This is a genomic window from Micromonospora sp. DT46 (assembly GCF_049841735.1).
Classification (GTDB): Bacteria; Actinomycetota; Actinomycetes; order Mycobacteriales; family Micromonosporaceae; genus Micromonospora; species Micromonospora reichwaldensis.
This window is the reverse complement of record NZ_JBNCKW010000001.1, coordinates 82,311-96,732: the sequence shown is the minus strand read 5'-3', so window position 1 is coordinate 96,732 and position 14,422 is coordinate 82,311. Positions and strand designations below refer to the sequence as shown.

The following is a 14,422-nucleotide window of genomic DNA, read 5'->3' as shown; positions in this document are numbered from 1 at the left end:
CGTCGCGGCAGGTACGCGTTAGGCTGGACCACGTGCTGAGCATCGACCGGTCGATCATCGACGCGATCGTCGCCCACGCCCGGCGGGACCATCCCGACGAGGCGTGCGGCGTGGTCGCCGGTCCCGCCGGCAGCGACACCCCCACCCGGCACATTCCGATGGACAACGCGGCCCGTTCCATGACGTTCTACGAGTTCGACTCGATGGAGCAGCTGCGGGTGTGGCGCGAGATGGACGACCGGGACGAGGAGCCCGTCGTCATCTACCACTCGCACACCGCCACGGAGGCCTACCCGTCCCGCACGGACATCTCGTTCGCCGGTGAGCCTGGCGCGCACTACCTGCTGGTCTCCACCCGCGACGCCGACACGGAGGAGATCCGCTCCTTCCGGATCGTCGACGGCGTGGTGACCGAGGAGCCGGTCCGGATCGTGGACGCGGGGGTGGACCCGCACGCCGTGCAGTCCTACATGTTCGGGCAGAGCCCGGCGACGGTCGACTACGAGTGTTCCGGCCGCTGATCCAGCGCCGTCACACCCGTTTACGTCCCGTCACCCTTCGGCACGCCCGACCATCATCGAGGAGCACGACACCATGGCCATCGAGGTTCGCATCCCCACCATCCTGCGCAGCTACACCGGCGGCGCGAAGGTCGTCGAGGGCGCCGGCGACACGCTGGGCGACCTGCTCGCCGACCTGGACTCCCGGCACGCCGGCCTGAAGGCCCGGCTGGTCACCGACGCCGGTGCGCTGCACCGCTTCGTCAACGTCTACGTCAACGACGAGGACGTCCGTTTCCTCGGCGCGCTGGACGCCAAGCTCAACGACGGCGACAGCGTGACCATCCTGCCGGCCGTCGCCGGTGGCGCGTTCGGCTTCGCCGCGGCTGCCGCGATCGCCCAGCACGGCGCCGCGGTCGCCGCGCGGTCGGCCGCCGCCGCCCGCTGACGGGGGCGGTCGCCATGGCGCGGTACGACAGCCTTCTCGACGCCTGCGGAGGAACTCCCCTGGTCGGGCTGCCCCGGCTCTCGCCGACGGTGCCCGACGGGGCGCCGCCGGTGCGGCTCTGGGCGAAGCTGGAGGACCGGAACCCGACCGGCAGCATCAAGGACCGGGCGGCCACGTTCATGGTCCGGGCGGCCGAGGAGTCCGGCCGGCTCCGGCCGGGCGACACGATCCTCGAACCGACCAGCGGCAACACCGGCATCTCGCTGGCGATGGTGGCCAAGCTGCGCGGCTACCGGCTGGTCTGCGTGATGCCGGAGAACGTCTCGACCGAGCGGGTGCAGCTGCTCCGGATGTACGGCGCGGAGATCATCTTCTCGCCGGCGGCGGGCGGCTCCAACCAGGCGGTCGCCACCGCCAAGCAGATCTCGGCCGAGCACCCCGACTGGGTCATGCTCTACCAGTACGGCAACGAGGGGAACGCCCGGGCGCACTACGAGACCACCGGCCCGGAGCTGCTGCACGACCTGCCCACGATCACGCACTTCGTGGCGGGCCTCGGCACCACCGGGACGCTGATGGGCACCGGGCGCTACCTGCGCGAGAAGGTCGACGGCATCCAGGTCGTCGCGGCCGAGCCGCGCTACGGCGAGCTGGTCTACGGGCTGCGCAACATCGACGAGGGCTACGTCCCCGAGCTCTACGACGCGTCGGTGCTGTCCCGGCGCTTCTCCGTCGGCACCCGCGACGCGGTGCTGCGGACCCGGCAGCTCGTCGAGGTGGAGGGCATCTTCGCCGGCTTCTCCACGGGCGCGATCCTGCACGCCGCCCTGGCGGTGGCGCACGAGGCCGTCCGCGCCGGCCAGCGGGCCGACGTGGCCTTCGTGGTCTGCGACGGCGGCTGGAAGTACCTCTCCACCGGGGCGTACGGCGGCACCCTCGCCGACGCGGAGGAAGCCCTGGAGGGCCAGCTCTGGGCGTGACGTCCCGTGGCCGGGCGGCCGACCCACGTCGGTGGCCCGGCCGCCCGTCACGGCCCCCGCGACGTGGCCGGCCCGCTCACCCAGCGCTACCGTCGGACGCCGTCTCGTCACGGGATCCGGGCGGGCGGCCCGGACGGGTGTCACGTTGGTGACAACTTCCTGTGGATGACTCTTGTCGTCGCGCGGGCGCGCGTAGGCTGCCCTGCGTGGTGTACGCGCCGGTAGAGATCATCCACAGCGGGACCGTCGACGCGGAAACTACGCATAGTTACAGTGAGAAGACTCGATGCGACTGACCGTCCTGGGCTGCGCGGGCAGTTTCCCCGGTCCCGAGTCCCCCTGCTCGGCCTACCTCGTCGAGGCGGACGGCTTCCGGCTGCTCGTCGACTTCGGCTCCGGGTCGCTGTCCAACCTCCAGCGCTACGCGGGGCTGCACGCCCCCGACGCCATCATCCTCACCCACCTGCACTGCGACCACATCCTCGACGCGGTGACGTACGTGGTGGTCCGCCGCTACGCCCCGGACGGCCCCTACCCGTCGCTGCCCGTCTACGCCCCCGCCGGCGCACCCGACCGGTTGGCCGCCGCGTACGGGCAGGAGGACGGCACGGTCGAGGACGTCTACCAGTTCTACGCCCTCGAACCCGGCACCTTCCCGATCGGCCCGTTCGCGGTCACCGTCGACCGGGTGAACCACCCCGTCGAGACGTACGGCGTCCGGCTGGAGCACGGCGGCCGGGTGCTCTGCTACTCCTCGGACACCGCGCCCTGCGACGCCCTGTTGCGGCTGGCCCAGGACGCCGACACGTTCCTCTGCGAGGCGAGCTACCTCGACGGCGTGGAGAACCCGCCGGACCTGCACCTGACCGGCGGGGAAGCCGGCGAGGTGGCGACCAAGGCGGGGGTGGGCCGGCTGCTGCTCACCCACCTCGTGCCCGCCTGGGGCAGCGAGGCGCACACCGTGGCGTCGGCCGGCGCCGCCTTCGACGGGCCGCTCGAGGTGGTCCGGCCCGGCGCCAGCTACGAGATCTGACCGGGCAATCCGACGTCCGGCCGCTCCGTGCCTCGCGCGGGGCCTCGAAAACCGGGTCGTCCGCCTAATATCTCGCCGGTGAGCGACTCCCCCTCCGGGTCGGCCGGCTGGCAGCCCCACCCGCCAACTCCTCCCACGGGCCCGCCCGGCCCGACTGGTCCGCTGTTCCCGCCGGCCCCGGCCGGGACCTGGCCAGGCCACCCGCCGCCGCACCCGCCGTCGGCCGCCGGGCCCTACCCGCCGCCCGGACAACGTGTCGCGTACCCGCCGGTGGCCGGCCTTCCGCCGGCCGGGTCCGGCTCGGCACCGCCGCGCCGGTCCACGGGGCTGCGGGTGCTTTTCGTGCTGCTCGCCGGGCTGCTCGCGACCGGGCTCTGCGCCGGTGGCGGCATCGCGGGCTACCTGGGTTGGTGGGAGCCCCGGCAGGACATGGCCGAGCGGCGCGCGATCTTCGCGGACTGGGGGCGGCCGCACAGCTTCACCTCCGACGGGCTCGTCGAGGGCGACGACGCGTCGTCGCAGGTGTACCGGTTCACCTGCCCGCAGGGGCGGTGCCCGGTGGACCTCGGCGAACGGGTGCACGACTGGCTCGTCACCGCCGGAGCGCAGGACGCCAGGATCGAGGACGTGACGCGTTGCGTGGCCCACGGCTTCCAGTACGGCGGCCCCACCTGCACCTGGACGTGGCGGGCGAACGGTTGCCGGGCGACCGTGACGACGACGGGCCTGGACAAGGTGCCGAGCGGCTGGGACCGGCCGCTCGTGCTCAACGTCCGCATCCGTGAGTGCGACTGATCCGGGCGGCGGACGCGCCGTCGACCGGGCCGGGGCACCCCGGAACGGCACGACCACCGCACCGCATAGGGTGCAGGGATGGCGCGACCTGACGGGCGGCGACCCGACGAACTCCGACCTGTGACGTTGACCCGGGGCTGGAGCACCCATCCGGAGGGCTCGGTGCTCGTGGAGTTCGGCGGCACCCGGGTGCTCTGCACCGCCAGCGTGACCGAGGGCGTGCCCCGCTGGCGCAAGGGCTCCGGGCTCGGCTGGGTCACCGCCGAGTACGCGATGCTGCCACGGGCCACCAACACCCGCTCCGACCGGGAGAGCGTGAAGGGCCGCGTCGGTGGGCGTACGCACGAGATCTCCCGGCTGATCGGGCGGAGCCTGCGGGCGTCCATCGACCTGAAGGCCCTCGGCGAGAACTCGATCGTGCTCGACTGCGACGTGCTCCAGGCCGACGGCGGCACCCGTACCGCCGCGATCACCGGCGCGTACGTGGCGCTGCACGACGCGGTGACCTGGCTGGCCGGGCGCAAGTCGCTGGCCGGCAAGCCGGAGAAGGTGATGCACCGCTCGGTGGCCGCGATCAGCGTCGGCATCATCGACGGCGAGCCCCGGCTGGACCTCGACTACACCGAGGACGTTGCCGCCGAGGTCGACATGAACGTGGTGTGCACCGGCACCGGCGAGTTCGTCGAGGTGCAGGGCACCGGGGAGGCGGGCGTGTTCGCCCGCGAGCAGCTCGACGCCCTGCTCGACCTGGCCGTCGCCGGCTGCGTGGAACTGGCCGAAGCCCAGCGGAAGGCGCTCTCCCTCCCGTGAGCGCGAGGAGTGAGCTTGCGAGCCCCGCAGTCGCGAACAAAGGTGGATTCTGATGAACAAGGTGCTGCTCGCCACCCGTAACCGCAAGAAGCTCGTCGAGCTCCAGCGGATCCTCGACGGCGCGCTCGGCGCGCACCGCGTCGCCCTGATCGGGCTGGACGACGTCGAGGAATACCCGGAGCTGCCCGAGAGCGGCCTGACCTTCGGCGAGAACGCGCTGATCAAGGCGCGGGAGGGCTGCCGGCGCACCGGCCTGCCGACGATCGCCGACGACTCCGGGCTGGCCGTCGAGGCCCTCAACGGCATGCCGGGGGTGTTCAGCGCCCGCTGGGCCGGCCGGCACGGCAACGACCAGGCCAACCTCCAGCTCGTGCTGGACCAGATCGCGGACCTGCCCGACGAGAACCGGGCCGCGTCCTTCGTCTGCACGGTGGCCCTGGTGCTGCCCGGCGGCAAGGAGCACCTGGTCGATGGCCGGCAGAGCGGCCGGCTGCTCCGGTCGCCGCGCGGCGACGGCGGGTTCGGCTACGACCCGATCTTCCTCGGCGACGGTCAGGACCGCACCAACGCGGAGCTGACGCCGCAGGAGAAGGACGCGGTCAGCCACCGGGGCAAGGCGCTGCGCGAGCTGGCCAAGCTGGTCGCCAAGGTGCTGCCGCCCGCGAGCTGACGGACCCGCCCCGGTGGGAGGGGTGCTGACGGGGTTCGCCGTCATCGTCACCGTCATCGCCGTCGGCTACGCGCTCGGCCGCGGCGGGGTGCTGGGGCCGGAGGCGGCCACCGTCCTCTCCCGTGTCGCGTTCTTCGTCGCGACTCCGGCGCTGCTGTTCGAGACGGTGGCCCGGGCGGACGTGCCCGCGGTCGTCTCGTCCGCCCTCGTCGTCACGGTGGTCAGCACCACCGCCGTGGCGTCGGTGTTCGTCGCCGTCGCGCGGCTCTGCTGGCGTCGCTCCGTCGCGGACGCGACGATCGGCGCGCTGGCCTCGTCGTACGTCAACGCGGCGAACATCGGCATCCCCGTCGCGGTCTACGTCCTCGGGGACGCCTCGTTCGTCGCGCCCGTGCTGATGTTCCAACTGGTCGTCATGACGCCCGTCGCGTTCGCCTTCCTCGAGGCGGCCACGGCGGGAAGCAGGCCGTCGCTCGGCACGGTGGTGCTCCAGCCGCTGACCAACCCGGTCACCATCGCGTGCGCGCTGGGCGTCGCGGCCAGCCTGACCGGCTGGCTGCCGCCGGAGCCGGTCCTGCGGCCGATCGAGCTCGTCGCGGCGATGGCGGTGCCCGCCACGCTGATCGCGTACGGCCTCTCCCTGCACGGCGCACCACGGCCCGGCTCCGGCGACACCGGACGCGACGTCCGGCTCGCGGTCGTCCTCAAGACGGTGGTCCAGCCGGCCGTCGCCTACCTCGTCGCCCGCTTCGCGATGGGGCTGCCGCCCAACCTCGTGCTGGCCTGCACGGTCACCGCCGCACTGCCGACGGCGCAGAACGTCTTCGTCTACGCGATCCGCTACGGCCGGGGCACGGTCCTGGCGCGCGACTCGATCCTGCTGTCGACGGTGGCCGCCGTGCCCGTGCTGATCGGGGTGGCGGTGCTGGCGGGCTGACACCCGGCCGGCGCCCGGGCCACCGTGGCGCCACGGCGGCCCGGCGCGGGCCGTCAGTCGAGGGGGCCGATCTCGCGCTCGATGGCGGCGCGCAGCTCGGGCCCGGCCAGCACGGCCCGGGCGGCCTCCATCAGCGGGGCCAGGAAGACGTCCGGCCCGGGTTCCCCGGCGATCCCGCCGAGCGCCGCGACGGCCGCCCGCCCGGCCGGCGACGGGGTGAGCGGGGCGCGCAGCTGGAGCCCGCGTACCCCGGCGAGCAGTTCGACGGCGAGCAGGCTGGTCAGGTTGTCCAGCACGGTGCGTAGCTTCTTGGCCGCCGCCCAGCCCATGGAGACGTGGTCCTCCTGCATGCCGCTGGTGGGCAGCGAGTCGACCGACGCCGGCGCGGCGAGCCGCCGGTTCTCCGCGACGATCCCGGCCGCCGTGTACTGGGCGATCATCAGCCCGGAGTTGACTCCGGCGTCGGGGGAGAGGAACGCCGGCAGCTCCCGGGACCGGGTGACGTCGAGCAGCCGGTCCACCCGGCGCTCGGCGATCGCGCCCACCTCGGCGGCGGCGATGGCCAGGAAGTCCGCGGCGAAGCCGAGCGGCGCGCCGTGGAAGTTGCCGGTCGACTCGACGCGGCCGTCGGGCAGCACCACCGGGTTGTCCACCACCGAGACCAGCTCCCGCCCGGCCACCGTCCGGACGAAGTCCAGGGTGTCCCGGGCCGCCCCGGCGACCTGCGGCGCGCACCGCATCGAGTACGCGTCCTGCACCGCGTGCGCGAGGTCGTCGCGGTGCGAGTCCATCACCCGGGAGTCCTGGAGCAGCCGGTGGATGTTCGCCGCCGAGGCCGACTGCCCGGGGTGCGGCCGGATGGCGTGCAGCTCCGGCAGGAACGGCCGCTCCGAGCCGAGCATCGCCTCGATGGCGAGGGCGGCGGTGACGTCGGCCATCGTGAACAGGTGCGCGGCGTCGTGGATCGCCAGCAGCAGCATGCCGAGCATGCCGTCGGTGCCGTTGATCAGCGCCAGCCCCTCCTTGGCGGCCAGCCCGACCGGCGACAGCCCGGCCCGGCGCAGCGCGTCGGCGGCGGGCAGCCGCTCGCCGGCCGGGCCGAGCACCCAGCCCTCGCCGAGCAGCACCAGCGCGCAGTGCGCCAGCGGCGCCAGGTCGCCGGAGGCGCCCAGCGAGCCGTGCTCCGGCACCCACGGCGTCACGTCGTGGTTGAGCAGGTCGACAAGCGCCTCGGCGAGCAGGGGCCGGACCCCGGAGCGGCCGAGCGCCAGCGAGCGGACCCGCAGCAGCATCATGGCCCGGACCACCTCGCGCGGCATCGGCGCGCCCACCCCGGCCGCATGGGAGCGGATCAGCGCGTGCTGGAGCTCGGCCCGCCGCTCGGGCGCGACGAAGGTGTTCGCCAGCGCGCCGAAGCCGGTGGAGACGCCGTAGACCGGCCGGCCGGCGGCCTCGATGCCGTCGACGATGGACCGGCTGACGGTCATGGCGTCGACGGTGGCCGGGTCGAGGACGACCTTGGCGGTGCCGCGCGCGACGGCGAGCACGTCGGCGGGGGAGATCCCGGTGGGCAGGACGGTGACGGTCATTGGGGCACTCCGTTGCGCAGAACCTGGCGGATCAGTGGCACACCGGGCCGGTAGGCCAGGTGCAGGTGGGACGGGGCGTCGAGGATCATCAGGTCGGCCCGGGCCCCGGGCCGCAGCACCCCGACGTCGTCGCGGCGCAGCGCCCGGGCGCCGCCGGCGGTCGCGGCCCAGACGGCCTCCGCCGGGGTCATCCGCATCTCGCGTACGGCGAGCGCGACGCAGAACGGCATCGACGAGGTGTACGACGAACCGGGGTTGCAGTCGGTCGCCAGCGCCACGATCACGCCGGCGTCCAGCAGTCGGCGGGCGTCCGGGTAGGGCGAGCGGGTGGAGAACTCGGCGCCGGGCAGCAGGGTCGCGACGGTGGTCGGCTCGAATCCGGAGACCCACGTCTCGCCGGCCGAGGCCAGCGCGTCGACGTCGGCGTCGGTCAGGTGGGTGCAGTGGTCGACGCTCGCCGCGCCCAGCTCGACGCCGAGCTGGACGCCCGGCCCGGGGCCGAGCTGGTTGGCGTGCACCCGCACGCCCAGCCCGACGGCCTGCCCGCAGGCGAGGATGGCGCGGGCGTGGTCGACGTCGAACGCGCCCCGCTCGCAGAAGACGTCGATCCAGCGGGCGTGCGGCGCGGCGGCGGCCAGCATCGGCCCGCAGACCAGGCCCACGTAGTCGTCGGGGCGGTCGGCGTACTCGGCGGGGACCACGTGCGCGCCGAGGAAGGTGGTCTCCTCGCTGACCTCGGCGGCGATCGCCAACGAGCGGGCCTCGTCGGCGACGGTGAGGCCGTACCCGCTCTTGATCTCCATGGTGGTGGTGCCCTGCCGCATCGCCTCGCCGCGCAGCCGGCGCACGGTGGCCCGCAGCTCGTCGTCGGTGGCCGCCCGGGTCGCGCCGACGGTGGTCCGGATGCCGCCGCCGGTGTACGGCTGCCCGGCCATCCGGGCGGCGAACTCGGCGGCCCGGTCCCCGGCGAAGACCAGGTGGGCGTGGCTGTCCACGAAGCCGGGGAGCACGGCGGCGCCCCGGGCGTCCAGTCGCCGGTCGGCGGCCGGCGCGTCGCGGGACGGCCCGATCCAGGCCACCCGCCCCTCCTCGACCAGCAGGGCGGCGTCGCGCCGGATGCCCAGCGGGCCGCCCTCGTCGCCGGGCGGGTCGTTGGTCACCAGCTCGCCGATGTCGTCGACCAGCAGACTGCTCACGAGGTCACCTCCTCGATCGTCGCGGTCAGTTCGGCCGGCACGTCGACGGTCAGGTGCCGGCCGTCGCGCACCACCGTCCGGCCGTCCACCACGACCTGCGCGACGTCGGCGGCGCCCGCCGCGAACCAGACCCCCACCGGCGGTACGCCGGCCGTGCGCGGGCTGTCCAGCCGTACGGTCACCAGGTCGGCGCGCGCCCCCACGGCGATCCGCCCGGCGTCGCGCCAGCCCAGCGCGGCGTGACCGCCGACGGTGGCCGCGTCGCGCAGCTCGGCGGGGGAGAAGTGGCCGCGCCGGCGGGTGCGCAGCCGCTCGTCCAGTTCGACCGCGCGCGCCTCCTCGAAGAGGTCGATCACGGCGTGGCTGTCGCTGCCCAGGCTGAGCGGCAGGCCGACGTCGGCCATCCGCCGGGCCGGGCCGATCCCGTCGGCCAGGTCCCGCTCGGTGGTGGGGCAGAGGCAGACGCCCGTGCCGGCGTCCCCGAGCAGCGTGAGGTCGCCGCCGGTCAGGTGGGTGGCGTGCACGGCCGTGGTGTTCGGGCCGAGCGCCCCCCGGTCGGCGAGCAGCCGGGCCGGGGTGCAGCCGTGCGCGGCCCGGCAGGCGTCGTTCTCGGCGGGCTGCTCGGAGAGGTGCACGTGCAGGGGTGCGCCGCGCCGGTCCGCCCAGCCGGCCACGGTGGCGAGCTGTCCGGCGGGCACCGCGCGCACCGAGTGGATCGCCGCACCGACCCGGGCGTGGTCGTCGGCGGGCCGGAACGCGTCGACCCGCTCCGCCCAGCGCAGCGCGTCGCCGTCGCCGAAGCGCCGCTGCGGTCCGGCGAGCGGCTCCCCGTCGACGGTGGCGGTGAGGTAGCAGGTGTCCAGCAGGGTGATCCGGATCCCGGCGTGCGCGGCGGCCTCGACCAGCGCCGCGCCCATCGCGTTCGGGTCCGCGTACGGGGTGCCGTCCGGGTCGTGGTGCACGTAGTGGAACTCGCCGACACAGGTGATGCCGGCCAGCGCCATCTCGGCGTAGACCGCCCGGGCCAGGGCCAGGTACGAGTCCGGGTCCAGCCGCTGCGCCACCGCGTACATCCGGTCGCGCCAGGTCCAGAAGTCGCCGCGCCCGCCGTGGGTGCGCCCGCGCAGTGCCCGGTGGAACGCGTGCGAGTGCGCGTTGGCGAGCCCGGGCAGGGTCAGCCCGGGCAGCCGCTCGGCATCGGTCATGACCTCGACCCCGGCGGGCGGCGTGCTCCCGGCCGTCAGCGGCGTCACCCCGGTGATCCGCCCGTCGGTCGTCTCGATCAGCACGTCGGGGGTCGGCTCGGCGTGGTCGGGCAGCCAGGCGTACTCGGCCAGCCAGCGGGTCCCGGTCATGTCGTGTGCCCCCTGTCGAGCTGAATCGTCTGCGACATCAGTCGATCACGGTGGGGCCGGGTCGGCTGTGGTGCCGGCCGATCGCCGCCGGGCTGAGTCGTCTGCGACATCAGCTCGAAAGGGCCGCAACAGCGACCCCGGCCCCGCAGACGGGAAGGAGAACGTCGCCCGATCGTGGTCAGCGGCGGCATGCCAGCTCCTCCAGCACCCGGGCCAGGGCGGTGACCCCGGCCGCGCAGTCGGCGTCGCTGGCCGACTCCGCCGGCGAGTGCGACACCCCCGTCGGGTTGCGCACGAAGAGCATCGCCGTGGGCAGGTGCGCGGCGAGCACCCCGGCGTCGTGCCCGGCTCCGGTGGGCAGCACCGGCGCGTCGAGCAGGGTCGCCAGCCGGTCGGCCAGGCCGCCGTCGAAGGAGACCAGCGGGGTGGCCGACTCCTCCGTCAGCGCCAGCTCCGTACCGTCGCGGCGGGCCCGCTCGGCGGCCTTCGCGCGTACCGCGTCGACCAGCCCCGTCAGCGTCTCCGGCTCGGCGGCCCGGGCGTCCAGCCAGCCGGTCACCCTCGACGGGATCGCGTTGGTGGCGTTCGGCTCGACCGCCACCCGGCCGACGGTGGCGTGGGCGCCGCGCAGCCGCGCCTCCTTGTTGGCCGCCAGCACCGTGAAGGCGTACGTCAGCATGGGGTCGCGGCGGTCGGCCATCCGGGTCGTACCGGCGTGGTTGCCCTCGCCGGTGAACTCGAAGCGCCAGCGGCCGTGCGGCCAGATCGCGCTGGCCACCCCGACCGGCGCGCCGGCGTCCACCATCGCGCGGCCCTGCTCGACGTGCAGCTCGACGAAGGCGGCGAAGCCGCCGAGCAGCTCGGGCCGGGCGCCCGCCGGCCGGGCGCCCAGCGCCTCGGCGAAGCTCACCCCGCCGGCGTCGCGCAACCCGGCCGCGCGCTCCACCGCGATCTCCCCGGCGAGCAGCCGCGACCCCAGGCACGGTACGCCGAACCGCGCGCCCTCCTCCTCCACGAACGCGCCGACCACCACGGGTCGGGTCGGCGCGACGCCGGCCGCGCGCAGCTCGTCGACGGCGAGGAACGCGCTGACGATGCCGAGCGGCCCGTCGTACGCCCCGCCGTGCGGCACCGAGTCGAAGTGACTGCCCGTCAGCACCGCGTCGCCGGCCTCCGGGTCACCCCACCGGGCGAACAGGTTGCCGTTGCCGTCGTCGGTGACCGGCATGCCCCGGCGGTCGGCCTGCGCGCGGAACCACTCCCGCAGCCGCAGCTCCGGCCCGGTCAGCGCGTACCGCAGGTAGCCGCCGCTGCCCTCGTCGCGCCCGACCGGCGCGATCTCGTCCCACAGCGCCCGGAACCGGGCGGCGAGGCCGCTCATGCGGTACCTCCGTTGTTCGCGACTGCGGGGCTCCGCTGCGCTGCACTCCTCGCGCTCACGGGTTGTCCCCCTCCGCCATCGGCACCCGCACGCCGGTGGCCTCCGCGACCTCGCGGGCGGCGTCGTAGCCGGCGTCGACGTGCCGGATGACGCCCATCGCCGGGTCGTTGGTCAGCACCCGCTCGATCTTCTGCCCGGCCAGCGCCGTGCCGTCGGCCACGCAGACCTGCCCGGCGTGGATGGACCGGCCGATGCCGACCCCGCCGCCGTGGTGGATCGACACCCAGGACGCCCCGCTGGCGGTGTTGACCAGCGCGTTGAGCAGCGGCCAGTCGGCGACCGCGTCGGAGCCGTCGGCCATCGCCTCGGTCTCCCGGTAGGGACTCGCCACGCTGCCGCAGTCCAGGTGGTCCCGGCCGATCACCACCGGCGCGGAGAGCTCGCCGGAGGCGACCATCTCGTTGAACCGGACGCCCGCCTTGTCGCGCTCGCCGTAGCCGAGCCAGCAGATCCGCGCCGGCAGGCCCTGGAACGCGACCCGCTCGCCGGCCATCCGGATCCACCGCGCGAGGGACTCGTTCTCCGGGAACAGCTCCAGGATCGCGCGGTCGGTCGCGGCGATGTCGGCCGGGTCCCCGGAGAGCGCCGCCCACCGGAACGGGCCCTTGCCCTCGCAGAACAGCGGCCGGATGTACGCGGGCACGAAGCCGGGGAAGTCGAAGGCCCGCTCGAAGCCGCCGAGCTTCGCCTCGCCCCGGATCGAGTTGCCGTAGTCGAAGACCTCCGCGCCGGCGTCCAGGAACCCGACCATCGCCTCGACGTGCTTCGCCATCGACGCCCGCGCCCGGTCGGTGAACTCGGCCGGCTTCGCCTTCGCGAGGTCCGGCGCGTCGGTCAACTCCACCCCCTCCGGCACGTACGACAGCGGGTCGTGCGCGCTGGTCTGGTCGGTGACGATGTCGATGTCGGCACCCCGGCGCAGCAGTTCCGGGAAGACCGTGGCCGCGTTGCCGACCACGCCGACACTCAGCGCCCGCCGGTCCCGCTTCGCGGCGAGCACCCGCTCGACGGCGTCGTCCAGGGAGTCGGCGACCTCGTCGAGGTAGCGGTCGTGCACCCGCCGGTCCAGGCGGGTCCGGTCCACGTCGACGATCAGGCAGACGCCGCCGTTCATGGTGACCGCGAGGGGCTGCGCCCCGCCCATCCCGCCGCAGCCGGCGGTCAGCGTCAGCGTGCCCGCCAGGGTTCCCCCGAACCGTTTCGCGGCGACGGCGGCGAACGTCTCGTAGGTGCCCTGGAGGATGCCCTGGGTGCCGATGTAGATCCACGAGCCGGCGGTCATCTGCCCGTACATGGTGAGGCCGAGCTGTTCGAGGCGACGGAACTCCGGCCAGGTGGCCCAGTCGCCCACCAGGTTCGAGTTGGCCAGCAGCACCCGGGGCGCCCACTCGTGCGTACGCATGACGCCCACCGGCCGGCCCGACTGCACCAGCATGGTCTCGTCGTCGCGCAGGTCGGTCAGGGTACGCACCAGCGCGTGGTACGACGGCCAGTCCCGCGCCGCCTTCCCGGTGCCGCCGTAGACCACCAGGTCGTCGGGGCGCTCGGCCACCTGCGGGTCGAGGTTGTTCATCAGCATCCGCAGCGCGGCCTCCTGGGGCCACCCACGGGCGGTGCGTTCGGTGCCGCGTGCGGCGCGGACGGGCTGGGTCATCTCGGCTCTCCTCCGGGTCATCCGAGGAACAACTGGCGGCGGGCGGCGGAGGCTTCGAAGGCCTCCAGCCGGCGCTGGGTGTCGGTCGGGGTGGCGTCGCAGATGGCCTGGAGCAGCACCATGGCCAGGGTCATCGGCGCGGTGTGCAGGTCGAAGACGAGCTGCGCGCCGACCGCGGCGGGCAGCACCACGTCGGCGTGCTCGGTGGCCGGGCTGACCGGCGAGTCGGTGATGGCCACCACGGTGAGGCCGGCAGCCCGCGCCTCGCGCAGCGCGTCCAGGGTCTCCCGGGGATAGCGGGGCAGGACGAAGGCGAGCAGGGCGCCCGCCCCGGCCTCGGCGGCCTGTTCGAGGCGGTCGGTGAGCAGGCTGCCGCCGTCGTCGAGCACCCGTACGTCGGGGTGCACCTTCGCGGCGAAGTAGGCGAAGTAGGCGGCCAGCGGGGCGGCGGCGCGCAGGCCCAGCACCGGCAGGGGGCGGCTGGCGGCCAGCAGCCTCCCGGTCTCGGCGATCCGGTCCCGGTCGGCGAGCTGCCCGGCGAGGCGGTCGAGGTTGCCGATCTCGGCGCGTACCGCCTGCTGGAGCTCGTTGTCGGCGCCGGTCGCGTCGCCCGGGGCACCGGCGGACAGCTCGCGCAGCCGGCGGCGCAGCGCGGGGTAGCCGTCGTGGCCTAGCGCGACCGCGAACCGGGTGACCGACGGCTGGCTGACCCCCGCCAGCTCGGCGACCTCGGCCGCCGACAGGTACGCGGCGGCCGGCGCGTGCTGCACGAGGCAGTGCGCGATGCGGCGCTGGGTGGGGGTGAGCCGGACCCCCTGGAACAGGTCCAGCACCCGCTCGGTGGGCGCCACGACAGCTCCCTCATTCATGCCGCGACTCTATGCATGAAAACTTTCACAAAGCAACCGTCCGTTGCGGAGTTCCCCCGGGGAACTGCCCGTCCCGCTGAGTGTCGGGCCAGCGACCGGCAGGGGGAGAGCTGGCCCTGCCTCGGTACTATCCCCACGGCGTTGA

14 protein-coding genes are annotated in these 14,422 nt (G+C 74.5%); 8 read left to right on the top strand and 6 right to left on the bottom strand.

The annotated features are described in order from the left end of the window. Positions 1-32 precede the first annotated feature (32 nt). From ACLQ20_RS00415 to ACLQ20_RS00380, 8 genes are all read left to right on the top strand, one after another. A complete protein-coding gene (locus ACLQ20_RS00415; protein ID WP_132233852.1) occupies positions 33-521 on the top strand; it encodes a Mov34/MPN/PAD-1 family protein in 489 nt (162 codons plus the stop codon). A gap of 73 nt (positions 522-594) precedes the next feature. Next, positions 595-948, top strand: coding sequence for a MoaD family protein (locus tag ACLQ20_RS00410; RefSeq protein ID WP_132233854.1), 354 nt, complete (start codon positions 595-597; stop codon positions 946-948). Positions 949-962: 14 nt separating this feature from the next. Further along, the gene (locus ACLQ20_RS00405) at positions 963-1,928 is read left to right on the top strand and encodes a PLP-dependent cysteine synthase family protein (protein WP_151453620.1); all 966 of its coding nucleotides are present in this window, start codon (positions 963-965) and stop codon (positions 1,926-1,928) included. 286 nt (positions 1,929-2,214) lie between these two features. Then, positions 2,215-2,961 carry an MBL fold metallo-hydrolase gene (locus tag ACLQ20_RS00400; protein ID WP_132233858.1) on the top strand — a complete coding sequence of 249 codons (747 nt, stop codon included), beginning with the start codon at positions 2,215-2,217 and terminating at the stop codon, positions 2,959-2,961. Between the two features lie 333 nt (positions 2,962-3,294). Further along, complete coding sequence (locus ACLQ20_RS00395) at positions 3,295-3,756, top strand: hypothetical protein (protein ID WP_425853851.1); 462 nt, start codon at positions 3,295-3,297, stop codon at positions 3,754-3,756. A gap of 78 nt (positions 3,757-3,834) precedes the next feature. After that, positions 3,835-4,566 carry a ribonuclease PH gene (gene rph, locus ACLQ20_RS00390; protein WP_132233860.1) on the top strand — a complete coding sequence of 244 codons (732 nt, stop codon included), beginning with the start codon at positions 3,835-3,837 and terminating at the stop codon, positions 4,564-4,566. A gap of 52 nt (positions 4,567-4,618) precedes the next feature. Continuing rightward, a complete protein-coding gene (gene rdgB, locus ACLQ20_RS00385; RefSeq protein ID WP_151454393.1) occupies positions 4,619-5,236 on the top strand; it encodes an RdgB/HAM1 family non-canonical purine NTP pyrophosphatase in 618 nt (205 codons plus the stop codon). Between the two features lie 22 nt (positions 5,237-5,258). Continuing rightward, positions 5,259-6,173, top strand: coding sequence for an AEC family transporter (locus ACLQ20_RS00380; protein WP_225852162.1), 915 nt, complete (start codon positions 5,259-5,261; stop codon positions 6,171-6,173). 53 nt (positions 6,174-6,226) lie between these two features. On the opposite strand, the gene hutH is transcribed toward ACLQ20_RS00380, so the two are convergent. From hutH to ACLQ20_RS00350, 6 genes are all read right to left on the bottom strand, one after another. Continuing rightward, positions 6,227-7,762 (bottom strand): histidine ammonia-lyase, encoded by a 1,536-nt coding sequence (hutH, locus tag ACLQ20_RS00375; protein ID WP_151454395.1) that lies wholly within the window; start codon positions 7,760-7,762, stop codon positions 6,227-6,229. Next, entirely contained in the window at positions 7,759-8,958 is a 1,200-nt protein-coding gene (gene hutI, locus ACLQ20_RS00370) for an imidazolonepropionase (protein ID WP_151454396.1), read from the bottom strand. Before hutI ends, hutH begins: the two co-directional genes overlap by 4 nt. Beyond that, positions 8,955-10,313: a formimidoylglutamate deiminase gene (locus ACLQ20_RS00365; protein ID WP_425853850.1), complete on the bottom strand. Its 1,359-nt coding sequence runs from the start codon at positions 10,311-10,313 to the stop codon at positions 8,955-8,957. Before ACLQ20_RS00365 ends, hutI begins: the two co-directional genes overlap by 4 nt. Positions 10,314-10,491: 178 nt before the next feature. Then, positions 10,492-11,694, bottom strand: a complete 1,203-nt coding sequence (locus ACLQ20_RS00360; RefSeq protein WP_425853849.1) for an allantoate amidohydrolase — start codon at positions 11,692-11,694, stop codon at positions 10,492-10,494. 55 nt (positions 11,695-11,749) lie between these two features. Further along, complete coding sequence (gene hutU / locus ACLQ20_RS00355; protein WP_425853848.1) at positions 11,750-13,408, bottom strand: urocanate hydratase; 1,659 nt, start codon at positions 13,406-13,408, stop codon at positions 11,750-11,752. A 17-nt stretch (positions 13,409-13,425) separates the two neighbouring features. After that, a complete protein-coding gene (locus ACLQ20_RS00350; RefSeq protein ID WP_151454400.1) occupies positions 13,426-14,277 on the bottom strand; it encodes a MurR/RpiR family transcriptional regulator in 852 nt (283 codons plus the stop codon). Between the last annotated feature and the right edge of the window lie 145 nt (positions 14,278-14,422).